The sequence below is a fragment of the Thioclava sediminum genome, assembly GCF_002020355.1.
Lineage (GTDB): Bacteria > Pseudomonadota > Alphaproteobacteria > Rhodobacterales > Rhodobacteraceae > Thioclava > Thioclava sediminum.
The window spans coordinates 1,439,492-1,462,546 of the sequence record NZ_MPZV01000001.1; the positions used below are offsets into that span (position 1 = coordinate 1,439,492).

Annotated in this window: 23 protein-coding genes; 13 read left to right on the forward strand and 10 right to left on the reverse strand. The window is 64.5% G+C overall.

From position 1 onward, the window contains the following. Positions 1–55: 55 nt before the first annotated feature. Both ybgC and BMI91_RS06445 read right to left on the reverse strand, forming a co-directional pair. The gene (ybgC, locus tag BMI91_RS06440) at positions 56–457 is read right to left on the reverse strand and encodes a tol-pal system-associated acyl-CoA thioesterase (RefSeq protein WP_078521933.1); all 402 of its coding nucleotides are present in this window, start codon (positions 455–457) and stop codon (positions 56–58) included. After that, the gene (locus BMI91_RS06445) at positions 447–1,172 is read right to left on the reverse strand and encodes a hypothetical protein (protein WP_371326886.1); all 726 of its coding nucleotides are present in this window, start codon (positions 1,170–1,172) and stop codon (positions 447–449) included. The genes ybgC and BMI91_RS06445 overlap by 11 nt, the downstream gene beginning before the upstream one ends. Before the next feature lie 384 nt (positions 1,173–1,556). Here BMI91_RS06445 and ileS point away from each other — a divergent pair, with 384 nt between their 5' ends. Further along, positions 1,557–4,541, forward strand: a complete 2,985-nt coding sequence (ileS, locus tag BMI91_RS06450; RefSeq protein WP_078604322.1) for an isoleucine--tRNA ligase — start codon at positions 1,557–1,559, stop codon at positions 4,539–4,541. A 62-nt stretch (positions 4,542–4,603) separates the two neighbouring features. Here ileS and BMI91_RS06455 read toward each other — a convergent pair whose 3' ends face one another. From BMI91_RS06455 to motA, 3 genes are all read right to left on the reverse strand, one after another. Further along, on the reverse strand, positions 4,604–4,996 hold the full coding sequence (locus tag BMI91_RS06455; RefSeq protein WP_078602092.1) for a DUF805 domain-containing protein: 393 nt from the start codon (positions 4,994–4,996) through the stop codon (positions 4,604–4,606). A gap of 79 nt (positions 4,997–5,075) precedes the next feature. Beyond that, positions 5,076–5,507, reverse strand: coding sequence for a flagellar FliJ family protein (locus BMI91_RS06460; RefSeq protein ID WP_078604323.1), 432 nt, complete (start codon positions 5,505–5,507; stop codon positions 5,076–5,078). 7 nt (positions 5,508–5,514) lie between these two features. Continuing rightward, positions 5,515–6,384 (reverse strand): flagellar motor stator protein MotA, encoded by an 870-nt coding sequence (gene motA, locus BMI91_RS06465; protein WP_078521940.1) that lies wholly within the window; start codon positions 6,382–6,384, stop codon positions 5,515–5,517. 232 nt (positions 6,385–6,616) lie between these two features. Between motA and BMI91_RS06470 the strand changes: the two genes are divergently transcribed. Genes BMI91_RS06470 through BMI91_RS06480 form a run of 3 tightly spaced genes read left to right on the forward strand, consistent with a single transcriptional unit; the run spans position 6,617 to position 10,956 of the window. Further along, the gene (locus tag BMI91_RS06470) at positions 6,617–7,753 is read left to right on the forward strand and encodes a hypothetical protein (RefSeq protein ID WP_078604324.1); all 1,137 of its coding nucleotides are present in this window, start codon (positions 6,617–6,619) and stop codon (positions 7,751–7,753) included. Positions 7,754–7,756: 3 nt separating this feature from the next. Beyond that, positions 7,757–9,103 (forward strand): FkbM family methyltransferase, encoded by a 1,347-nt coding sequence (locus BMI91_RS06475; protein WP_078604325.1) that lies wholly within the window; start codon positions 7,757–7,759, stop codon positions 9,101–9,103. Beyond that, positions 9,100–10,956 carry a tetratricopeptide repeat protein gene (locus BMI91_RS06480; RefSeq protein ID WP_078604326.1) on the forward strand — a complete coding sequence of 619 codons (1,857 nt, stop codon included), beginning with the start codon at positions 9,100–9,102 and terminating at the stop codon, positions 10,954–10,956. The genes BMI91_RS06475 and BMI91_RS06480 overlap by 4 nt, the downstream gene beginning before the upstream one ends. A 21-nt stretch (positions 10,957–10,977) precedes the next feature. Here the strand turns inward: BMI91_RS06480 and BMI91_RS06485 are convergent, their stop codons facing one another. Beyond that, positions 10,978–12,327: a FliI/YscN family ATPase gene (locus BMI91_RS06485; protein ID WP_208607950.1), complete on the reverse strand. Its 1,350-nt coding sequence runs from the start codon at positions 12,325–12,327 to the stop codon at positions 10,978–10,980. 131 nt (positions 12,328–12,458) lie between these two features. Here BMI91_RS06485 and BMI91_RS06490 point away from each other — a divergent pair, with 131 nt between their 5' ends. The 8 genes from BMI91_RS06490 to flhB are packed head-to-tail and all read left to right on the forward strand — an operon-like array spanning position 12,459 to position 18,650. Then, positions 12,459–12,785, forward strand: a complete 327-nt coding sequence (locus tag BMI91_RS06490; protein ID WP_244176562.1) for a flagellar basal body rod protein FlgB — start codon at positions 12,459–12,461, stop codon at positions 12,783–12,785. Positions 12,786–12,806: 21 nt separating this feature from the next. Further along, entirely contained in the window at positions 12,807–13,217 is a 411-nt protein-coding gene (flgC, locus tag BMI91_RS06495) for a flagellar basal body rod protein FlgC (RefSeq protein WP_078604484.1), read from the forward strand. A 7-nt stretch (positions 13,218–13,224) separates the two neighbouring features. Continuing rightward, complete coding sequence (gene fliE / locus BMI91_RS06500; RefSeq protein ID WP_078604329.1) at positions 13,225–13,545, forward strand: flagellar hook-basal body complex protein FliE; 321 nt, start codon at positions 13,225–13,227, stop codon at positions 13,543–13,545. Between the two features lie 16 nt (positions 13,546–13,561). Beyond that, positions 13,562–13,831, forward strand: coding sequence for a flagellar biosynthesis protein FliQ (fliQ, locus tag BMI91_RS06505; RefSeq protein WP_078540262.1), 270 nt, complete (start codon positions 13,562–13,564; stop codon positions 13,829–13,831). Beyond that, positions 13,831–14,643 carry a lytic transglycosylase domain-containing protein gene (locus BMI91_RS06510; RefSeq protein WP_078604330.1) on the forward strand — a complete coding sequence of 271 codons (813 nt, stop codon included), beginning with the start codon at positions 13,831–13,833 and terminating at the stop codon, positions 14,641–14,643. Before fliQ ends, BMI91_RS06510 begins: the two co-directional genes overlap by 1 nt. A 7-nt stretch (positions 14,644–14,650) precedes the next feature. Then, positions 14,651–16,741 (forward strand): flagellar biosynthesis protein FlhA, encoded by a 2,091-nt coding sequence (gene flhA, locus BMI91_RS06515; protein WP_078604331.1) that lies wholly within the window; start codon positions 14,651–14,653, stop codon positions 16,739–16,741. A gap of 3 nt (positions 16,742–16,744) precedes the next feature. Next, positions 16,745–17,506: a flagellar biosynthetic protein FliR gene (locus BMI91_RS06520; RefSeq protein WP_078604332.1), complete on the forward strand. Its 762-nt coding sequence runs from the start codon at positions 16,745–16,747 to the stop codon at positions 17,504–17,506. A gap of 10 nt (positions 17,507–17,516) precedes the next feature. Then, the gene (gene flhB / locus BMI91_RS06525) at positions 17,517–18,650 is read left to right on the forward strand and encodes a flagellar biosynthesis protein FlhB (protein ID WP_244176563.1); all 1,134 of its coding nucleotides are present in this window, start codon (positions 17,517–17,519) and stop codon (positions 18,648–18,650) included. A 77-nt stretch (positions 18,651–18,727) separates the two neighbouring features. Here flhB and BMI91_RS06530 read toward each other — a convergent pair whose 3' ends face one another. The 4 genes from BMI91_RS06530 to BMI91_RS06545 are packed head-to-tail and all read right to left on the reverse strand — an operon-like array spanning position 18,728 to position 21,207. Further along, complete coding sequence (locus BMI91_RS06530; protein WP_078604334.1) at positions 18,728–19,360, reverse strand: MotE family protein; 633 nt, start codon at positions 19,358–19,360, stop codon at positions 18,728–18,730. Continuing rightward, entirely contained in the window at positions 19,354–19,731 is a 378-nt protein-coding gene (locus BMI91_RS06535; RefSeq protein ID WP_078571478.1) for a hypothetical protein, read from the reverse strand. The genes BMI91_RS06530 and BMI91_RS06535 overlap by 7 nt, the downstream gene beginning before the upstream one ends. Next, the gene (locus tag BMI91_RS06540) at positions 19,715–20,668 is read right to left on the reverse strand and encodes a flagellar motor switch protein FliM (RefSeq protein WP_078604335.1); all 954 of its coding nucleotides are present in this window, start codon (positions 20,666–20,668) and stop codon (positions 19,715–19,717) included. The genes BMI91_RS06535 and BMI91_RS06540 overlap by 17 nt, the downstream gene beginning before the upstream one ends. A gap of 2 nt (positions 20,669–20,670) precedes the next feature. After that, entirely contained in the window at positions 20,671–21,207 is a 537-nt protein-coding gene (locus BMI91_RS06545; protein ID WP_078604336.1) for a flagellar basal body-associated FliL family protein, read from the reverse strand. Positions 21,208–21,402: 195 nt separating this feature from the next. Here BMI91_RS06545 and fliF point away from each other — a divergent pair, with 195 nt between their 5' ends. Beyond that, a complete protein-coding gene (fliF, locus tag BMI91_RS06550) occupies positions 21,403–23,055 on the forward strand; it encodes a flagellar basal-body MS-ring/collar protein FliF (protein WP_244176564.1) in 1,653 nt (550 codons plus the stop codon).

Here is a 23,055-nt window from a genome sequence, read left to right on the forward strand (position 1 = left end):
CAGCAGTAAGGGGAACGCCATAACAACAATGTAACCGGCGAAACCCCGCCGCTTTTCAATGCAGTTTCGGGGCCAGTTTCCGGCGAATATCGGCGGGAAGCCGCTGAGCCGCGCCCGCCTCATTGAGACAGACGATGGTGACCTGCGCGGTGAACAGCACCTCGCCGTCGCGCTGCACCGTCTGCTCCATCACGAAACGCGCGCCCGTTTCGGCGACCAGATCGGTCGTGACCACCAGCTCGTCGTCGAATTTCGCGGGGCGCAGATAGTCGGCCTCGACCCGGCGCACCGCGAAGACCACGCCGTGATCGGCCTTCAGCGCGACCTGATCCACGCCCAGCGCGCGGACGAATTCGGACCGCCCGCGCTCGATGAACTTCAGGTAATTGGCGTAATAGACGATCCCCGCAAGATCGGTGTCCTCGTAATAGACCCGGATCGGAAACTCATGCGCCATTCTCGTTCTCCTGATCGTCCGGCTCCGCCTCGCCCACTTCGCGCGACAATTCCCGCACCGCCTCTGCGGCCTCGCCCTGACGCAGACCTGCGCGGGCGGCAAGGCGCAGCGCGTGGCTCGGATCTTTCGCCACAGCCGGCATCGTCGGATCGTAGCCCGCCGCAATGATCGCCGCGATCTCGGGGCGCAGCACGGTCACGCCGCGCGCCACCGCAAGCGGCGAGCGTTTCACGAAAGCCTTGTCGGACCAGAGCAGGATCATCTGCACCGCCTGGCTCAGCGCAATCACCTCGGCGGGCACCTCGTCGAGCCCCGCATCCATCCGCACGAAGGCGAAACAGGCCCGGATCGCGCCGTCCTTGTCGAAGCGGAAGACGCGATACTGGTTCGCGCCTTGATCGTCGAGCCGGATCACCAGATCCTGCAGCCCGTCGATCAGATGATCGAGATTGGGCACCTCGAGCAATTCCTGCCAGTCACGGAAGAAGAAGATCATCAGGTTCGCACCGAGCTCAGGATCGGTCTCGGCCATCTTGTGCCCGGCCAGTGCCACGACCGCCTCGACCGCGCCCTTCACGGTCGCCAGCGTCGCAGCCTCCACCCCGAACACCACCGGCACGACCGGACGCCCCCAGCGCGCGAACAGATACTCGTCGGAAGAGCGCCGGAAGAGCTGCTCCACCATTTCGCCCGTGATCTCTGCCTGTTCCGACATGCCGCCTCCCTCGCTTCGCCCTGACCCTAAGAGATCGCGCCGGAGGGGGAAAGGGGCCAACCCCATCTGCCGCGCATCCCCGGCTCTTGCCTCCAGCCTTATTTCGGCTTGGCACAAATATCCCGGGGGAGCGCCCGACAGGGCGTGGGGGCAGCGCCCCCTCTTCTTCGGCATCTCGGGCCCCCACAGAGACGGGCGGCAGCGCTTCCTGATCTGCGCTTGCCGCCCTGCGGTCGCACGCCTATAAGGGCGGCATGTTCTTGCTGGCTGCATATCCGCGAATTACCTGCCCGGCGCTCTGACGCGTCAGGGTAGCCGGGATATTGCGCCAAGCCCCGAGGCGTGCGCGCGCACGCCCTTCCCTTTCCCAAGGACGACAATTCCATGAGTTCCGACCAGACCACCGAGACGACCGCCCCCGATTATCGCGGCACCGTCTTCCTGCCGAAAACCGATTTCCCGATGCGCGCGGGCCTGCCCATGCGCGAGCCCGACTGGCTGGCGCGTTGGGAGAAGATCGGCGTCTATGACCGCCTGCGCGAGAAGGCCGCGAAGGACAACCGCCCGAGCTTCGTGCTCCATGACGGCCCTCCCTATGCGAACGGCCATCTCCATATCGGTCACGCGCTCAACAAGATCCTGAAGGACTTCATCACCCGCTCGCAGCAGATGATGGGCCGCGATGCGCGCTACGTTCCGGGCTGGGATTGCCACGGCCTGCCGATCGAGTGGAAGATCGAAGAGCAGTATCGTGCCAAGGGGCTCGACAAAGACGCGGTCGACGTCGTGGACTTCCGCCGCGAATGCCGTGCGTTTGCCGAGAACTGGGTCGACATCCAGCGCGAGGAATTCAAGCGTCTGGGCGTCTATGGCAACTGGGCCGATCCGTATCTGACGATGAACTACCATGCCGAGGCGGTGATCGCCGAGGAGTTCATGAAGTTCCTGATGAACGGCACGCTCTATCAGGGCTCCAAGCCCGTGATGTGGTCGCCGGTCGAGAAGACCGCGCTGGCCGAGGCCGAGGTCGAATATCACGACCACACCAGCCACACGATCTGGGTGCGCTTCAAGGTCCGCCGGGGCGGCAACGCGGCAATGCCGACCGAGGATGCGGTCGAGTATGATGCAGCCGATCAGGCGCTGCTGGCCGATCAGTTGCATGAGGCGAGCGTCGTGATCTGGACCACGACGCCCTGGACGATTCCGCAGAACCGCGCCGTCTCCTTCCATCCGACGATCGGCTACGGCCTCTACCGGGTCGACACGCTGGGCGAGAAATCGACCGCCGAAGAAGGCGAGCTGCTGCTGATGGCCGATGCGCTGGCGCAATCGGTGATGGATCAGGCGAAAGTCGAGAGCTTCACCCGCGTGCGCGATGTGTCGGCGGCGGAGCTGGAAGGGCTGACGCTGTCGCACCCCTATGCCGGCGTCGATGGCGCGAATGGCGAATGGGATTTCGACGTGCCGGTCCTGCCGGGCGATCACGTGACCGACGAGGCGGGAACGGGCTTCGTGCACACCGCGCCGTCGCACGGTGACGACGACTATCAGATGGGCCTCAAGTTCGGCCTGCCGATGACCTACAACGTCGAGCCCGACGGCAGCTACCGCAAGGATCTGCCGCTGTTCGGCGGCGAGGCGATCGTCGCGGCGGACGGCAAGGACGGCCCGGCAAATGTGTCGAACATCAAGCAACTGGCCTGGGCCGGTGCGCTTCTCGCCAAGGGCAAGATCAAGCACTCCTACCCGCATAGCTGGCGCTCGAAAGCGCCGCTGATCTATCGCAACACGCCGCAATGGTTCGCCGCGATCGACCACACGCTCAACGATGGCATGGGCACCTATGGTGACACGATCCGCAAGCGCGCGCTGACCTCGATCGAGGAGCTGGTGACTTTCACGCCCGAGAAGGGCAAGAACCGCCTGCATTCGATGATCGAGAACCGTCCCGACTGGGTGCTGAGCCGTCAGCGCGCCTGGGGCGTGCCGCTGACCTGCTTCGTCAAGAAAGGCGCCAAGCCTACCGACGAGGACTTCCTGCTGCGCAATGCCGAAGCCAATGCGCGCGTCATCGCCGCCTTCGAGACCGAGGGCGCGGATGCGTGGTATGAGGACGGCTTCAAAGCGAAGGTTCTCGAAGGTCTGGTGAACCCCGACGATTACGAGCAGGTCTTCGACGTGCTCGACGTGTGGTTCGACAGCGGGTCCACCCATGCTTTCGTGCTGCGCGACCGCGCAGACGGGGCCGAGGATGGCATCGCCGATGTCTACCTTGAGGGCACCGACCAGCACCGCGGCTGGTTCCACTCCTCGCTGCTGCAGGCCTGCGCCACGAAGGGCCGCGCGCCCTATCGCAACGTGGTGACGCACGGGTTCACGCTCGACGAGAAGGGCATGAAGATGTCCAAATCGCTGGGCAACACGATCGTGCCCGAGGAAGTCATCAAGCAATATGGCGCGGATATCCTGCGCCTCTGGGTTGCGCAGACCGACTTCACCGAGGATCAGCGCATCGGCCCGGAAATCCTGAAAGGGGTCGCGGACAGCTACCGCCGTCTGCGCAACACGCTGCGCTTCATGCTGGGCAATCTCGACGGGTTCTCCGACGCCGAGCGCGTCGATCCGGCGGAGATGCCGGAGCTGGAGCGCTGGGTGCTGCATCGTCTGGCACAGCTCGATGTGGAAGTGCGCAAGGGCTATGACGCGTTCGACTTCCAGGGCGTATTCCAGCAGCTGTTCAACTTCTGCACCGTGGACCTGTCGGCCTTCTATTTCGACATCCGCAAGGACGCGCTCTATTGCGACCCGGAAGACGGCCTGCGTCGCCGTTCGGCGCGCACGGTGCTCGATCTGCTGTTCCACCGCCTGACGACCTGGCTCGCGCCGATCCTCGTCTTCACGATGGAAGACGTGTGGCTGTCGCGCTTCCCGGGCGATGACGCCTCGGTCCACCTGCAGGACATCCCCGAGACGCCCGCGGACTGGGCCAACGCGAGCCTTGCCGCGAAATGGGACGGCATCCGCCGCGCCCGTCGCGTGGTGACGGCGGCGCTCGAAGTGCAGCGCTCGGCCAAGGTGATCGGGGCCTCGCTCGAGGCGGCACCTGTCGTGCATGTCGAGGATGCTGACGTTCTGGCGGCGCTGAAATCGGTGCCCTTCGAGGATCTCTGCATCACCTCGGATATCGCGCTGACCGCCGATCCGGCCCCGCAGGAAGCGTACCGCCTGCCCGAAGTCTCGGGCATCTCGGTGGTCTTCGAGAAGGCAGATGGCCAGAAATGCGAACGCTGCTGGAAGATCCTGCCCGATGTCGGCACGCATAAGCATCCCGGCACCTGCAAACGGTGCGACGCGGCGCTGGACTGAGCAGACCGCTACCAAAGACAGAATGAAGGGCACCCCGCGCGGGTGCCCTTTTTCATGTCACCTCAGGACGGCATCTGATGCGGCGGCAGAGCCGGAGGCCCGAACCGGTTGCCGCCCGTGGAGCCGCGCTGAACGGTGAAGAAGAGCAGAACCAGCGTCCCGATCACCGGGATCAGCGCGATCAGGGCCCACCAGCCGGTCCGGTCGAGATCGTGCAGCCGCCGCACCAGCACCGCGAGCGCTGGCAGGAACACGACGAGAGAGAAGATCCCGCCGAGCAGCGACGCGTCGTGCCGCATCATCATCGGACCAAAGAGGATACGGTCCAAGATGCCGAAGACGATGTTGCCTAGAAAGATGAACAGAACGAACCACCAGAATTCGGGCCGGGCTGCGCGGCCAGTGAATGTCACGTAGTTCGAGAAACATTTGCGGATTGCGTCGCTGAACTCCATCGGAGCGTCTCCCTCTGTTTATATGCCGTAGGGAAAGCTTAGCCGCAGGGTCGCTCTCGACGCCAGCCTCAATGCAGGTTCAGACGACATCCCTGTCGCGCAGCCAGCGCTGTAGCGTGCGCTCCTCGGCCTGTGCCTGCTCGCGCTTTGCCAGTTCCGCCGCGCGTTCGGCGCGGGCACGGTCGAGAAGCGTGTCGTAGGTCTTCGCCTCTCGAAACAGCTCTCGCATCCGGTCTTCGAGCGGCACGCGGCGTTCGTTCAGCGTGCCGATTTCCTGATCGAGCCACGAGACCGTCTCGCGCACCGCCTCGCGAAACCCGGCCGCATAGGGCGCGGTCTCGGGCGAGGTGACGTGAAGCTCGGCGCGGGCGCGCTCCGTCAGCGTATCACGCTCGCCTTCCAGCCGCGCGACCTGCGCATTCAGTTTCGATAGCTCGCCAGCCTGCTCTTCGAGCTCGCGCCGCCGCAGCCGCCCGATCACTTCCAGAGCTGCGATCCGGTTGCGCGCCATCGCCTGTTTACGCCGCCTGCGGCAGCTCTTTCTGCGCCTGTTCGACGGCGTAGAAATCGGGCTGATAGACGGTGGGGATACTGCCGCGACCGATCTCGATGCAGATATTCGGCGGGTGGTCACTCACCAGCGCCACGAAGATATCGCGGATCACGGCATAGAACGCGGAATCCTCTTCCTCGATCTGGCGCAGACGCCCGGACATCGGCTGCACGAAGCAATAGGCAAGGAACACGCCAAGGAAGGTACCGACGAGCGCGCCGCCGATCATGCCGCCCAGAATTTCCGGCGGCTGGTCGATCGCCCCCATCGTTTTGATCACGCCCAGAACGGCCGCGATGATCCCGATGGCGGGCAGTGCATCAGAGACGGTCTGCAGCGCCGAGGCCGGCGCCATGACCTCGCGGTGATGCTTCTTGAGCTTGCGGTTGATGACGTCCTCGGTCTGGTATTTGTCATCGAAGTTCATCGCCAGCATCCGGAAGCTGTCGGTAATCAGCTGGATCGCGAAATGGTCCTTCAGGATGCGCGGATAGCGACCGAAGATCTCGCTCTCTTCCGGGGTCTCGATATGCGAGTCGAGCGCGATGATCCCCTTGTTGCGATACAGCCGCGACAGTTCGAACAGCAGATTGAGCAGATCGGTGTAATCCGCGGTCTTCCACTGGCTGCCCTTCATCACTTTCACAAGCCCGCGCCCCGAGCGGCGGATCATGCTGAACGAGTTCGCGATCAGGAAAGAGCCCAAGGCCGCGCCGCCGATCATCATCCCCTCGAAGGGCAGAGCGTGAATGAGAACGTCCATGCTGCCGCCGGAGAGAAGGAAGCCGCCGAACACGAGGCCCACGACGGCCAACAGGCCAAGGATGATCGTCATTATTCTTTGTCCGTGTGTTTCGCGCCCTGCGGTCTTTCACCGACAGCCGCCGTTTCCTGAAATTCTTGGCTAAATCTCCGGTGACGCTCCCGTTAAGTCAAGTATAAATGCCGATATTGAGAGCAAGTTTAAGCATAAATCTAATATTTCAGAGGCTTAACAAGGAAACTTGACCGATTATCCATGAATAGATAGATTCAATCCAACACGGATCTTGCATTCAGGGCATTTCATGAGCGCCAGCGCGGAAGCCATAGCCTTTCTGCTCGAAGAGCAGGACCTGCGTCATCTGTTCCAGCAATGGCCGCAGCAGATGTGTCTGGCCGTCGGCCTCGACCCGGAAGGCGGCTGCGCGATGCTGGTCTTTCACGCGAGCGAGGCCGAGCGCGTCCTGCCCCGGCTCGCGCGCTCGATGAACTGGCGGGCGGATGAGTACGCCGTCATCCCGAAGGTCGAGGGCTACCGGCCCCGGCGGATGCTGTTTTCCGACGAGCAGAAGATCCTGTCCCTCGTGCATGAGACCGACGATCTTCCCGAGGTCGCGCGCGATTACGCGATCAATTTCGCCTATGCCGCCGATGAGGGGCTCGACCCGGAAGCGCTGACCGATGCGAAATCGGCCTCTGTCTCGCCCGCGATGCGAGAGGTGGAGCGGCTTCTGTCGGAGCTGAACCCGGAGCAATCCACGACCACGCCGCCCGCAAGCAAGATCGCCGCGCCCGCGCCACGTGCCAACGCGAAGCCCGCGCGCCCCGCCGGCGAGGATGGCGGCCCGCCCGGCTTCCGGCGGTTGAGCGATACGCACCGGGCCGAAGCGCTGATGGCGACGTGCGAACTGAGCCTCAGCGCCGATACCGTACGCATTTCCATCGAAGACGCCGGTGCCGATGCGCAAAGCTTCGGGGTGCGGGACGTGTATTTCCGGGACGACCTGCACAGCTTCGCCATTCCGGTCGCCGAACTGGCACGACAGGGCGCGACCGCCATGCCCGGTCAGATTCACGCCCCCGCAGACCATTTCCCTGCCTCGCTTCTTGCGACGCTGCGGCGGACCCCGCTTTCGGCGAGGCTGACGGCACTCGACCATTTCATCTTCATCGCGCCCGAAGCCGCGAAACCGCAGGCTGCCCCCCTCGCCGCCCCGCCGCGCGAGGCCACCGGCAAGCTCCCGGTGAAGCGCGCAGGCGCGAAGCCGCAGATGCGCACGATGCTGGGTGGTGCGGCGCTGATCTTCTTCTCCGCGCTGGCGCTGCAACTTGGCCTGACGCCCGCGCTCAGCCACGGCGAGGCGCGGAAGGTCTCGCTCGATACGATCCGCGAGTCCGTCTTCCAGTCGCTTGCGGACGACCAAACAGGCGAGGAGCGCTGAGCCATGGATTGCGCCATCATCACCCCCATCGGCCCCGGCCACCGCGCGCTGTTCGAAGAGAGCTGTGCGCCTTCCGTCGAGACCGCGATCGGCTTTTCCAAGGGCCCGTTCGATCAGATCCATCACTACGCGATGGACGACACGCAAGGGCTTCACGGCCGCTCGGCACGCCGCAACGCCGCGATCCGGCAGGCGCAGGAAGCGGGCATCGCGTGGATCTTCTTCCTCGATGCGGATGACGTGCTGACCCCGAACGCCTTCGAGGCCTTCGGCGCGCGACTTGCGGCGGAGCCTGATCTCGACGCGCTTTGGGGGCTGATCTGCGAATTCGACGCGGCGGGCGAGCCGCAGCTGCGCGACGGCCAGCCTGCCGAGATATCCGCCTATGCGGAGTTTCTCGCCACGCCGCCCTTCTTCGCGGTTCAGATCGGCGCCTTCATCCGCACCGAACTGGTCGCGCGCTTCGGCTTCGATGAAGCGATGGATACGGGCGAGGATTACAAGCTCTACCTGCAGCTCTGGCAGACCGGGAATTGCGCGAAACGCCCCGAGATCTTCTTCGTCAATCGCCGCGATCAACACTCCACCGGTCCGCGCTCTGCGACGGGGGCCGATTGGGCCCGACAAGTCGAACGGATGTGGGCCGACGCGGTCGAACGCGATCCGGTTTGGGCGCAGCTCGAACATCGGGGCGTGGCTGCGAAGATGCAGATCACCAACCCGCTCGACATCATCCAGAACACTCATCTTCAGGGGCGGTTCTTCGAGGATAGCTCGCTCGAGAAGCTGCGCGATCTGATCGGCGTGGCGCACCCGCATATCGTCGAGGTCGGCGCGAATATCGGCAACCACGTCGTCTGGTATGCGCAGCATCTGAGCCCGGCGCGGATCTATCCGGTGGAGCCGAACCCGGCCGCATTGACGCTTCTGGACGGCAATATCGCCGCGAACAGGATCGAAGACCTGATCGACCGGCGCGGGATGGGCTTCGGCGTCGGACGCGCGGAAGGTAGTTTCCGCGCCGAGACGACGGAGGAAAACAACCTCGGGGCTACGACACTGGTCGCCGACGAGGCGGGCGAGTTGAAGGTCGTGACGCTGGATGCGCTGATGGCCGATGCCCGCGCCGATTTCCTCAAGATCGACGCCGAGGGGATGGAGCTGGACGTGCTCGCCGGGGCAGAGGCGCTGATTGCACGCGACCGCCCACTGATCTGGGTCGAGACCCGCCGCGACAACCTCCTCGCCTTCGCGCAGGAGTGGTGCCGCGCGCATGACTACGTGCTGATCGACAGCGTGTTCTACGTCCACTCGATCGACTACTTCGCCATTCCGAGGGAACGCGCATGACCCAGACAACCCTCTCGCGCAGAGACCGGCGCGCCCGGGCCGCCAAGGCGTCGAAGTATTACGGCATCGCTGATGGCGCCGCGGCACTGACGATGCACGAAGCCTATGAGGCGCTGGCTGCGGCCGACGGCCCGAAAGCCGCGCGACTGGCGCATGAGGTCAGCCAGACCCACCCGGCCAACCGCCACCCGTGGCTCGTGCTTGGCACCGTCGCGCTGGATAGCCGCGAGGCCGAGGCGGCCGCGCAGTTCTTCGACCGCGCGCTGCTGATCGCGCCCACCGATGCGATGGGTTTGGCGGGGCTAGGCAAAGCGCGGGTTCTGAAAGCCGACATCTTCGCGGCCATCGATCTGTTCGCGCAGGCGATCGAGCGTGGCAGCGAGGACGTCCCGATGGCCCGCCTTTATGCCGATCTGATGGGGCGGCTCGATCGCTCGACCACGGCCGGGCGAAATCTGCGCAAGATGGCTCAGCGCATGAAAACGGCCGAGATGTGGCTCATCACCGCCGATGCCTTTGCCTCCGGCGAAAGCAACGCGGAGGCCGCACCCGCCTATGAGGAAGCCGCGCGTCTCGCCCCGCAGCCGCTTTCCCACCGGATCGGCCTGCTCAAGGCGAAACTTTTCCGACAGGACTATCAGGGTCTCATCGCCGGAGCTGACGCCCTGCTGTCCGAACTTGAGGAAACGAACGCGCATCGAGACGACGTCGTGACTCTGCGAATGGCCGCGCTGCGAGCGCATGGCGATATTCCGCGCGCGCTCGAGACGCTCTCACATCGCTTCCAGGATCCGGCCCAGTTTCAGCGTGCCCTCGGGTTCTCCGCCAATTGCCACCTCGACCGCGAGGAGTTCCACGAGGCCCATATTGCCTTCCGGGAGGCGCTGCATCTTGTCGATGGTGGCGGGCTCTGGGTGAAGCGTGCCTATGGCACCTTCCTGATGGGTCAGGGCGATTTCGCTGGCGGCGCGCCTTACTACGCGGGACGCCAACCCGAGGCGAACCGTCGCCGTATTCCCTACGAGAACTCCGAACCCGATCGCCTCGCCGCGCGCGAGCGTGTCTTTCTGATCGACGAACAGGGGATCGGCGATCAGCTTGCGCTGCTGCCCATCATCGACCGTGCGCCCCTGCCCCCTGGGGCGAAGGTGACTTTCGTGGGCGAGGCTCGGATGAAGCCGCTGATCGAGCGCTGCGGCCTTGGCGTCGATTTCGCGGAGACCACCGAGGTCGACAAGATGAACGTCGCGCCGGAAGAGATGATCTTCGTGGGCGATCTGGTGCGCTATCTCAGCGTCGAGGCGCTCGCGGAACAGCCGCTGGGCGGCTATCTGCGCGCGGATGCCGCGCGGGTCGAGGCGATCCGCGCCCGCTACCGCGAGATGGCGCAGGGCGGCCCGGTCGTGGGCATCGCCTGGCACAGCAACGACCCGATCACCGGCGCGCATCGCTCCCTCGCGCTCGAGACCCTGCTGACGGCGCTGCCCGAGGGCGCGCTGGTCGTGAACCTGCAATATGGCGACCGGGAAGCAGAGCTTGCACAGGCCGCCCGCACGCGCCCCGATCTGACGCTTTTCGACGATCCAGAGATTGACCAGCTCGCCGATCTCGACGGGTTCGCGGCGCAGATCATGGCGCTCGACCGGGTGGTGAGCATCGACAACACCACCGCTCATGGCTGTGGCGCGTTGGGGCATCCCGACAGCCATGTGCTGATCCCGAAAGGGGCGGCGTGCATGTGGTATTGGGGCCGCCACGGAAGCCCGGATCGCTGGTACGGCAATCTGCAGCTTCATCGTCAGACGCAACTTGGCGACTGGAGCGGTCCGCTCTCCGAGATCGCCGCGCTTTAAGGGCCGCTCGGGATTGGGGGCTTACGCGCCCTCGCCATCCACCTCTTCGGGAAGCGGCACGTCGAACCCCGCTTCCAGTAGCAGCCTGTAGGTTTCCGCGAAGGCCCGCATCGATCCAAGCTGCTCCGATTTCCGCTGCGAGAAGAACACCGTCGCGCTTTGGTGGAACCGGATCGCGGCATCGGTGTCGGGATCCGCGCCGGGGCGATAGGCGCCCACCCGGATCAGATCCTCCATATCCGCGTATTTTCCGAGCGCGCGCCGGGCTGCCTGCATGATGCGATACTCGGCATCGGTGTGGCAGTCAGGCAGCATCCGCGAGATGCTTTTCTGCACGTTCACCGCCGGGTAGCGGTCCTGCTCGGCGATGTGACGATCCAGCACGATATGGCCGTCCACGATCCCGCGCACGGTGTCGGCGATGGGCTCGTTCATGTCGTCGCCATCCACCAGAACCGTGTAGAGCCCGGTGATATCGCCCGTCCCTTCGACGCCGGGGCCGGCCCGTTCCAGCAGATGCGGCAGCTCGGCAAAGACGGTCGGCGGGTAGCCCCGGGTGGTCGGCGGCTCGCCCCCGGAGAGACCAATCTCGCGCTGCGCCATCGCGAAGCGGGTAACGGAATCGATCAGCAGCAGCACCTGCTTGCCCTGATCGCGGAAATGCTCGGCCACGGCGGTGGCGGTCCAGGCTGCCTGACGGCGCAGCAAAGGCGGCTCGTCCCCGGTCGCCACCACGACAACCGCGCGCGCCATCCCTTCGGGGCCAAGGTCGTTCTGGATGAAGTCCTGCACCTCGCGGCCGCGCTCGCCCACCAGACCGATCACGATCACATCCGTATCGGTATTGCGCGCAAGCATCGCCATCAGCGTCGATTTTCCGACGCCAGAGCCCGCGAAGACGCCCATGCGCTGGCCCCGGCAGATCGGGGTGAAGATATCGAAAACCTTGACCTGCGTCTCCAGCTTCGCGCCGACCCGCTTGCGGTCGAAGGCGCGCGGGGGCGCGGCCTTGAGGTCGCGCGCCGTCTCGCCGGGAACCCAACTAGTGCCGCTGCGCACCGGACGACCCAGCGCATCCACGACCTGACCGATCCAGCTTTCATCGGGATGAATCAGATCGCCATGCTGATCGAGTTCGACTCGATCCCCCACCGAGACGCCATCCCAGCTGCCGAACGGCAGAACGCGGGTTCCGGCCTCGTTCAACCCGACCGCCTCGGCCAGCACTGGGCCGCGCCGACCGTGCACGATGCACCGCTGACCGATTCCCATCGCGCGTTCGAGTCCGACGACAGTCAGCGACAGGCCGGTCACCGAATGGACATGACCGACAATTCTTGCCTCGTCGGCCTCATCAACCGCATAATTCAAGGAAGAAAAAATCGTATTCACAAGGATAAACCCTACCAATCCATTCTCATACCGATATACTATCCATGAAAACGGAGCGATCCAACGTGAAACTTGATACGATATCCTTTTTTAACCTCGCCTCGGATCGGATGCAGTGGCTTGCGGCCCGCCAGAAGGTGCTGGCCGAGAACATCGCCAACGCCGACACGCCGAATTATCGCGCGCGGGATGTGACCGACTTCCAGAGTTTCCTCGAGAAGAGCGACGCGAACCGCTCGGCGGGCGGCCCGCTGCACGAAACCACGGTCGAAACCGTGGGTGGCAGCAGCGCGTGGGACAGCAGCCTCGACGGCAACGACGTGGCGCTGGAACAGCAATCCGTGATGGCGAGCGAGAATGCCGATCAATACCGGCTGGCGGCGAACCTCTATCGCAAAGCCTATCAACTTCTCAACGCCGCCAGCGGCAAGGAATAACGAGCGGAGACGACCATGAGCATGGACCCTCTGAAATCAATCGGTGCGATTGCGGCAAGCGGGCTGCGGGCGCAGGGGGAGCGGCTGAAGGTCGTCTCCGAAAACGTGGCGAACGCGGATTCGACCGGCTCGACGCCGGGCGCGGATCCGTATCGCCGCAAGACCATTTCCTTCGGCGAAATGGTCGATGACGCCTCGGGCGCCTCGATGGTCGATGTCACCGAAGTCGGGCGCGACACGTCGGATTTCGTGCTGAAATACGACCCTGCTCATCCGGCCGCCAATGCCGACGGCTTCGTGAAACTGCCGAACGTCAATCCGATCATCGAGATGAGCAATATGCGCGAAGCGGCGCGCAGCTACGAAGCCAACCTGAACATGCTCGAGACCGGTCGCCAGATGCGCCGCGAGATGATCGACCTCCTCAAATAGGTGAAGCATGAGCGATCCAGTCCTCTCCAATGCAGCGATCCGGGGCGCCTATGGCGCGTCGCGCAGCCTGAGCGGCGGCCCGGCCTCCGCACATGAAGCCAAATCTGCCGGGCAGAGCTTCGGCGACATGCTCAAAGGCGCCGCCGAAGAGGCGGTGCAGACGATGCGCACGGCCGATACGACGGCGCAGGCAGGTCTGACCGGGCAGGCCAGCACGCAGCAGGTCGTCGAGGCGACCATGGCGATGGAATCCACCGTCAAGGTCACGGTGGCGATGCGCGACAAGCTGGTCGAGGCCTATCAGGAAATCATGCGGATGCCGATCTGAGGCAGGCGGGGGCGACATGGAAGAAGCCGATGTCTATGCGATCATGTCGGACACGATCTGGACGATCCTTATGGGGGCCGGCCCTATTCTTGCGCTCGCGCTGCTCGTCGGGCTCGGCATCGCAATCTTTCAGGCGCTGACCCAGGTTCAGGAGATGACGCTGACCTTCGTGCCGAAGATCGTCGCGATCTTCGTCGGTCTCGTGCTTGCCCTGCCCTTCATCTACGCAACGCTGTCGCATCTGTCGGACACCGTCTTCGATCTCATCATGAACGGACCCGCGTGATGGCGCGGGCGAGGTGGTTTCGGGCCTTGGCGGCGCTTGCGATTGCGAGCCTCGCCGCGACAGGCCCCGCACGGGCCGAAGGCTGGGCAGGGTTCTACACCTCCAGCCGCCCCAGCGTGCCGGAGGCAACCACGCCACTTCCCGCCACCCTCGGCAATGACCAGCAATGCCTGCGCCAGATTTTCGCGGCGCAGGACCGCTACGGCATCCCCGATAACCTGCTGCTCGCAATCGGACTGCAGGAGGCAGGGTTTCGCAACGAAGGCCGCCTGACGGTCTGGCCGTGGAGCGTCAACGCCGCTGGCGAAGGGCGCGTGTTCGACAGCCGCGAGGCGGCGATGGCGTGGGTGCACCAGAAACAGGCCGCGGGCGTCTCCTCAATCGATACGGGCTGCATGCAGGTGAACCGCAAATGGCACCCGGACGCCTTCGACTCGCTGGCCCAGTCCTTCGATCCGGCGGCGAATGTGGATTATGCCGCGCGGTTTCTGGTCGATCTGCACCGGCGGACGGGGGATTGGTGGCTCGCGGCGGGCTCGTATCACTCCTTCACGCCAGAGGCGCGCCAAACCTATCTGACCGCGCTCAAGCGCAATCTCGCGGTGGCGCAGAAACGCGGCGATTATTTCGTCCAGCTCGCAGGCGCCGCCGCCGTGGACACGCCCGCGCCGAGCCCCTCGCCGCGCCCTGCGCGCCGGAAACTGCCCGTCTTCTGGTCGGCCGACCTGACGGCGGATCAGGACATGCGGCTGTCGATCTATTCGACCAATGACCTGCAACCCGTGCTTCCCAATTTCACGCGAACGAATTGAGCAACGGATGAGCCAAAATCAGACCAGTTTCGGCAAGAACCTCGTAGGGCTTGGTATCAAGAACCGCGATATCGGCTTCGCGATTGGCGTGACGCTGATCCTCGGGATGCTGTTCGTCCCGCTGCCGCCAATTATCCTCGATTTCGGCCTCGCGATCTCGCTGTCGCTGTCGGTGCTGATCCTGATGGTGGCGCTGTGGATCCCGAAGCCGCTGGAGTTCAACTCCTTCCCGACGTTGCTGCTCGTGGTGACGATGCTGCGGCTGTCGCTCAACATCTCCTCGACGCGGCTTATTCTCAGCCAGGGCCATACTGGGCCCGGCGCGGCGGGCGGCGTCATCGAAGGGTTCTCGCGCTTCATCGTGGGCGGGGATTTCGTGATCGGGATCGTGATCTTCGCGATCCTCGTGGTGATCAACTTCGTCGTCATCACCAAGGGTTCGACCCGGATCGCCGAGGTCTCCGCGCGGTTCTCGCTCGATGCGATGCCGGGCAAGCAGATGGCAATCGACGCCGATCTCGGTGCCGGGCTGATCGACGAGGTTGAAGCCAAGCGCCGCCGCAAGGAGCTGGAGGACGAGAGCGGCTTCTTCGGCGCGATGGACGGTGCGTCGAAATTCGTGCGCGGCGATGCGGTAGCGGGGATCATCATCACGCTGATCAATGTCGTGGGCGGGATTCTGATCGGCGTCGTCCAGCACGGGCTGAGCGTCTCTCAGGCGGCGGGCAATTACACCGTTCTGACGATCGGCGACGGCCTCGTGACACAGATCCCGGCGCTGGTGGTCTCGCTGGCGGCAGGCCTGATCGTCACGAAAGGCGGCACGGAAGGCGCAGCGAACGAAGCGGTGCTGGGGCAGCTGTCGAACTTCCCCAAGGCGCTCTACATGGCGGCGGTGCTGCTGTTCGGGATCGGCCTGCTGCCCGGCTTCCCGATCGTGGTGTTTTTCGCGCTGGCCGGGCTGCTCGCCGGGCTGGGCTATGTGATGCAGGAGCAGGCTGCGCTGCGCGCGAGCGACGAGGCGGCAGCGGAGGCCCGCGCGGCCCAGATGGAAGAGACATCGGCCGAGACGACGCAGCAGCAACTCAAGCTCGACGAGCTGCGCCTCAGCCTCGGCGCGGGTCTGGTACCGCTGATTTCGAGCATGGATGCCGCCCTGCCCGGCAAGGTCAAAAGCCTGCGCAATCTCTTCATGAAGGATTACGGCTTCGTCCTGCCATCGGTGCGCATCAAGGACGACCCGATGCTGCCGACGAACAGCTATTCGATCCTCGTGCAGGGCGTCGAGGCGGCGAAAGGCGAGCTGCGCCCCAATCTGGTGATGGTGATCGACCCGTCCGGCGATCAGGTGAAGCTGCCCGGCGAACGGATCAAGGAGCCCACCTTTGGCCTCAGCGCGGTCTGGATCGACCCGGCACGCGCGTCCGAGGCCGAACAGCAGGGTCATACGGTCGTCGACCCCGAGAGCGTGATCACCACCCACCTCACCGAGATCATCAAGGAGCATATGTCCGAACTGCTCACCTATGGCGCGGTGAAAAAGCTCTTGGCCGAACTGGACCGCGACTACCAGAAACTTGCGAGCGATATTTCCAACTCCGCGCCGGAGATTCTGCTGCAACACGTGCTGCAATCGCTGTTGGCCGAGCGCATTTCGATCCGCAATCTGCCGCTGATCATCGAGGCGGTGGCCGAGGCTGCGCCGTCTAGCACCAACCCCGCCGTCATCACCGAGCGGGTCCGCGCCCGCCTTGCGAACCAGATTTGCCGCGCGCTGGCGGATGGTTCGGGCTTCGTGCCGGTGCTGACCATGTCGGGGGCTTGGGAGCATGAATTCGGCGAGGCGGTGAAGATCAACGGCAAGGACCGGACCTTCCTGATGTCGCCGCAGCGCGTGCAGGAATTCGTGCTGGAAGCGCGACAGGAAATCCAGCGCCACGCGGCGCGCGACGAATGGCCCGCGCTGATGGTCGCGCCGGAAGTGCGTGGCTATGTCCGCTCGATGCTCGAACGCGTGAGCCCGATGACGCAGGTAATCTCGCACAACGAGGTGCACCGGAAGGCCGCGATGAAGACGGTCGGGACGATCGGGGCCTGAGCGATGGGCGGGCTGAGCGCATTTCTCGACGGGCAGCTCTTCGGCTACTTCATCGTGTTTGCCCGGCTGGGCAGCGCGCTGATGTTCATGCCGGGCTTCGGCGAGATGCAGGTGCCGACCCGCAGCCGTCTGGCGATGGCGGTGGTGTTCAGCCTCGCGCTTTATCCCGCCACGCCGGTGATGCCGATGCAGCCCGACAATCTCGTGACCTTCGCGATCTACCTTGGCCTCGAGGTGACCACGGGCCTCTGGATCGGGCTGACGGCGCGGGTGCTGTTCAGCGCGCTGCAATTCGCGGGCCATCAGGCCGGACAGGTCTCGGGCCTCGCCAATGCTTTCGCACCGAGCCTCGGATCGTTCGAGGGCTCCACCATGATCGCGAGCTTCCTGCTGATCTCCGGCGTTGCGCTGATCTTCGTCACAAATACGCATCACATCATCATCCGCGCGCTGCTCTATTCCTACGACGTCTTCCCGCCGGGCACGCTTCTGCTGGGCGACATGGCGAAGCAGATCGTCAAAGCCGCATCGGCCAGCCTCTATATCGGGGCGGCGATCGCGGCCCCGTTCTTCGTCATGGGGCTGATCTTCAATCTCGGGATGGGGCTTGCGAACCGGATGATGCCCGCTCTGCCGGTCTTCTTCGTCGCAGCGCCTGCGCTGATCGCGTCGGGCCTGCTGATCCTCGCGGCGGCCTCCCCCAGCATGCTGCATGTCTTCCTCGGCCAGTTCACCGACTGGCTCGGCACGTTCGTCATACCCTAAGGAGCACGCCGTGGCCGAAGGCGACGAACAGGACAAATCCTCCAAGACCGAAGAGCCGACAGACAAGCGGCTGAAATCGGCGCGCGAGAAAGGCGACGTGCCCTCCTCGCGCGAGACCGGCAACATGATGTCGGTCTTCTCGCTGCTGCTCATCGTGGTGTTCGTCCTTCCGGTCGTCGCGGGCCGGGCAATGACATCGCTCGGTCAGGTCTTCGCCGGGGCGGGCCAGGTGAAGATCGGCCAGGGGTCGGCAGGCGCGCGCGATATCGGCGACATCCTCAGCCTGCTCTTCGGCGAGATCGCGGGCTGGGCCGCCCCGATCTTCGGCGTGATGCTTCTGGCCGCGGTTTTCGGCGTGTTGATCCAGGGCGAGACCGTAGTCTCGTCCGAGCGCATGAAGCCGAAACTGTCGAAGCTCTCGCCGCTCGCAGGGCTCAAGAAGATGTTCTCGCCCGGCGCGCTGGTCGAATTCGCGAAAAGCATCACCAAGGTTCTGGTCATCGGTGCGCTCGCGCTCTGGGTGGCAAAACGCGCGGTGACCGGGATCTGGCAGGGCGAGAATTTCCTGCCCGAGCATATCCCGAGCTACGCGGCTCATTGGGCGAGCTGGCTGCTGAGCGCGGCGATGGTGTTTCTCGTGCCGATCACCATTGGCGATATCATCTGGAAGCGGTTCGAGTGGCGGCGAAAGCTGCGCATGTCGCTCAAGGAAATCCGTGACGAGATGAAGGATTCCGAGGGCGATCCGCAGATCAAGGGCCGCCGCGCCGAGATCGCGCGCCAGCGGGCCCGTCAACGCATGGCGCAGGCGGTGCCGACCGCGAGCGTGATCGTGACGAACCCGACGCATTACGCCGTCGCGCTGAAATACGAGCAGGGCAGCGACGCCGCGCCGGTCTGCGTCGCGAAAGGGGCCGATGCCGTGGCCGCCCGCATCCGCCAGATCGCGCGCGAGAACGAGGTGCCGATCGTCGAGAACAAGCCCCTCGCCCGCACGCTGCACGCCACGATCGAAGTGGACGACACGGTGCCGGTCGAGCATTGGCAGGCGGTCGCGGAGATCATCGGCTACGTCATGGACCTGCGCCGCAACATCCGGCGCGCGCCGCCGAAAGGCTCGGTGTTGCGGGTCGACGAAGACTAAAAAAGGGGGCTGCGCGCCCCCTTTCCCCAATCAGCAACAACTGCGTCGCGCGGCACGGACCATGACGCCCGCGCGGTTCAGTTGAGCTTGACGTTCACCAGCTTCTGGTCGCCCGGCAGCTTCGAGCGTTCGAGAATGATCTTGGAGACCGCTCGCGCGCGCACCGGGTTCATCTCGGCCATGATCGGGGCGACGTCGCGCTCCTTCATCGTGGCCAGCACCATGACCGTCACCTCGATATCGAGGTCATTCATGATCGACGCCGCCGCCGCGGGCTTCATGTTCTTGTAGATCGACACGAGGCGATCCACGTCGTCGCTATGCGATTTGTCGACCTTGTCGAGCAGCTTGGTCACCGTGTCCTTCAACTCGGTCAGATGCTGCGACTGGGTGTCGAGACCCTGCTTGGCGAGCTCGATCTCGGCGCTACGGGCGTCGAGTTTCTTCTTCTGCTCGGCGAGGAGGTCGCGCTCCTGCCGCACGGACATCAGCAGCTCTTCCGGCGTCGGCCCGCAGCCGCCGGTCGCATCGGCGGAGGCATCGCTCGCCGGCGTCGCGGCGGCATCCTTCTCCGCTCCGCTTGCAAGCGCGGCCTGCAACAGCGAATCCGGAAACGGGATCATGTCGGATGGAAGGCTGGTCGCGAGTTTCGCGCCGCCAGAGAGCAGCAATACGCCCACGAGAACCTGAACGGGGCGGTTCTTTACCATTGGCCCTGCGCCTCCCGGCGCACGCGGGTCTGCTCGAAGAAGCTTTTGACCAGTTCGGCCTTGCCGGTCACGCGGGTCAGACCCATCGGCGCTTTCGGCGCGGCGCGGCGCGAGTTGAAGGTCAGGGCGGGCGCGGCCTCTTGCGAGGGTGCCGGTTCGGGCGCGGGCGCTTTCTGCGCCTCGGCCACGGCGTCCTTCATCTCCTCGACGGAGAGTTGCGACTTGTCCACGGCCGCGGAGAAGGCCGCGACGAGCGGCTCCATCTCTTCGAGAACGAGCATGAGCTTCTTCACCCGCCGCGTGATCACCACGCCATAGGCCATCAGCCCGACAAGAGACACGAGAATAATCGCGTTAATCAGCATCGACATCATTGCTCCACTCGTCCTTTCCCATGAGGTTCGCGGTCACTTTCAGTGCCATCGACCCGTTTTGCTTCTTGCCCATTTCGCCTTCGAGAACCGGGCTCCCGGCACAGAGCAACAGGACCGGATGACTGTCGTCGATCCGCAGATCGAGCGTGTCGCCCACTTTCCAGTCCAGAATCTCGCGCATCGGCACCACCAGTTCGTGCAGTTGCGCGGTAAGCGCCACCGAAGACCCTTCGATCTTCTGTTTCAGCTGCGTGCGCCACGAGCTGTCCGCCCCGAGCCGATCCCCGAAGAAGATCTTGGTGAGCAGCGGGCGCACCGGCTCGAGCGTGGCGTAGGGCAGGATCAAGTGAACCTCGCCATGATAACCTTCGAGACTGACCTTGAGCGGCACGCGGACCGTGGGGCTGTTGGGCTGGGCGATATTGGCGAATTGCGGATTGCTCTCCATCCGGTCGACCTGGAAGGAGACCTCGCAAATCTGCCGGAAACCCACCGCCATATCGGCAAGGATACGTTCGGCGACCTGCTCGCCCATCCGGCGCTCGATCGTCGTGAAGCCGTGCTTGGCATCCTTCGCCCGGCCCGACGGCTGTCCGCCCAGCATCAGTTCGAGCGCGGAGAACAGGAAGACCGGATCCTGCGAAAGGATAAACTGGTCATCCCAGGGATCGGCCTGCGCAACCGCGATCAAACCATGTTTGGGCAGGCTTTTCATCGCGTCGGCGAAGGGCAGGTATTCGACCTCGCCCAGCGTCACATCCAGCACCGAGCCGGTCAGCGATTTAAGTGAGCTGGAGAAGGACAGAACGAAGCGCTCGAAGATCACGTCCAGCATCGGCAGACGCTCGTAATTGAGCATCGACATGCGGATGATCTCGTCTTCGACCTCTGCCGTCGTCGTGGCCGCCATCGCCATGTCCGCCTGCTCCGCCATCGTCACTGCACCACCAGATCGCTGATGAGAATTTCGCTCGGCGTGTCGTCGCCCACGACCGCGCGGGCGCGCTTGAGCAGTTCCGCCTTGAGCTTGATGAGGCCGATGCTGCCGCGCAGGTCTTCGACCGTCATCTGACGCAGGAACCCGGTGAAGGTGTCGCGGATGAAGGGCTTCTTCTCGGCCATCTTGGCCTCGGCATCCGGCGATTCGGGATAGACTAGCGCGAGGTGAATCTTGAGGTAGCGCGCAGCGGGCGTGCCGTCGGCGGTCGTCTCGGTGATGTTCACCACGATGTCGTCGAAATCCAGCAGCGCATCCGCACCGGCTGCGCCCGAAGCGCCATGCCCGGCCGGCTCTGCAGCGCTTCCCCCGGTGAGCGCCGAGACGCCGCCGAAGGCCACGAAGCCACCGCAGAACATGGCGACGACCGCGAGCGCGCCCGCGGCCATCACGAGACGCTTATGGTCGCGCAAGGTCCGCCAGCGCGTTCCGGGCGCCTCGGCAACCTCTTCTTCATCAATGGCCGCATCAATCATCGGCTATCGCGCCTCTCTTCGTCGAATTTAAAGATAAAATCCGATCTCAACTGGATATTGTGAAGTATATACATCAGCACTTTACTTGCAATACAAAGATAGAATAGCTTCTACAGGATCGATTAAGAATAACTGGTGTTCGCCGTGCAGCAATTCTTGCAGAACCTTCAATCCTTGGGACGACGCAAGCTCCTGATGCTTGGGGCTGTCGGTGTCGTCAGCGTTCTCGCGCTGGTCTTCGGCCTCTCGGTCGTGACGGCCCCGAGCTACAAGCTGCTCTACAGCCAGCTTTCGCCCTCCAGCGCCGCCGGAATCGTCGACACGCTCGAACAGGCAGGGTTCAAGACGCAGCTTTCCGCAGACGGTAGCTCGGTGTCGGTGCCCGAAGGGGATATTGCCCGCGCCCGCATGGCATTGGCCGAGAAGAACCTGCCCGTGGATGGCGAACCCGGCTGGGAGCTGTTCGACAATGCGAGCGGCTTCGGTATGAACACCTTCATGCAGCATGTGAACCGGCTGCGCGCGATGGAGGGCGAGTTGGCACGCTCGATCCAGACCATCGACGGGGTGCGCAGCGCCCGCGTCCATCTCGTTCTGCCCGAACGCGAAGCCTTCTCGCGCACCAGCCCCGATCCGAGCGCGAGCGTCATCGTCCGCGCCGCCTCTTCTCGCGGGATCAGCCGCAAGGAAGCGCTGGCGATTCGTAACCTGATTGCGGCGGCAGTTCCCAATCTCGACGGCAACCGGGTGACCGTGCTCTCGGCCAGCGGCGAGACGATCCTCGCGGAGAATTCCGACGCGGCCGGGCAAGCGACGCTGCAGTCGAACAAGGCCGCGACCGAAGACCGGATGGCGCGCTCGATCGAGCAGATCCTGACGGCGCGCGTCGGCGCGGGGAACGCCCGCGTGCAGGTGAATGTCGACCTGTCCAACCAGCGCGAAGTCGTGGTGCAGCAAAGCTTCGACCCCGATCAGCAGGTCGTGCGCTCCACCCAGAACAATGCCGAGCAGCAGAAGGGCGTGCAGAACGGCGATTCCGGCGTGAACACCGGCAACAACATCCCCGGCGCGCTTGGCGGTCCGGGTGCGAGCAGCACGACCGACAGCCGCAGCAAGAACGGCGAGTCGGTGCAATACGAGATCGGCAACACCCGGCGCGAGACCACGACCGAAGCCGGTGCGGTGCAACGCGTCTCGGTCGCGGTGCTGGTGAACGGCATCTACAACGTGCAGGACGACGGCTCGCTGAAATACGAACAGCGCTCGCCGGAAGAAATCGCGCGCCTCACCGCGCTGGTGAAATCGGCGATCGGCTATGACCAAAACCGTGGCGATACCGTCTCTGTCGATAGCCTGCGCTTCATCGATTACTCGATGGAGGTCGGCGGCCCCGTTGGCCCGACGCTGATGCAGCGGCTGTCGAACAATATCGTCTCGATCCTGCGCTGGGTCTTCGCCCTGCTGATCGTGGTCGCGGTGCTTGTCTTCGGTCTGCGCCCCCTGCTGAACCGGGCCGACCGCGAGCGCGCGCGGCTGAGCGAGGCGACCGGCGCCGGGGCGCTCGCAGCCCCCGAGGGCGAGGCGGAAGCAGCGGCGCCGGCGAGTAACAACCTGCCCGCAACGCCCGCCAACGCCGTCGCGCCCCGCACGCAGGAGGCCGCCGAGCCCGCAGCGCCCGTTCAACGTGCGGAGCGCTACGACCCCGCCGGGGACGAGGAACTGATCACCAATTTCGCGATCAGCGGTGCGATCCTGAAGCGCAAGGTCTCCGCGATCCAGAAGATCGCCGAAGACGAGCCGCAAGAGGCCCTCAAGGTCCTGCGCGGCTGGCTGTTGAACGAGGCGTGA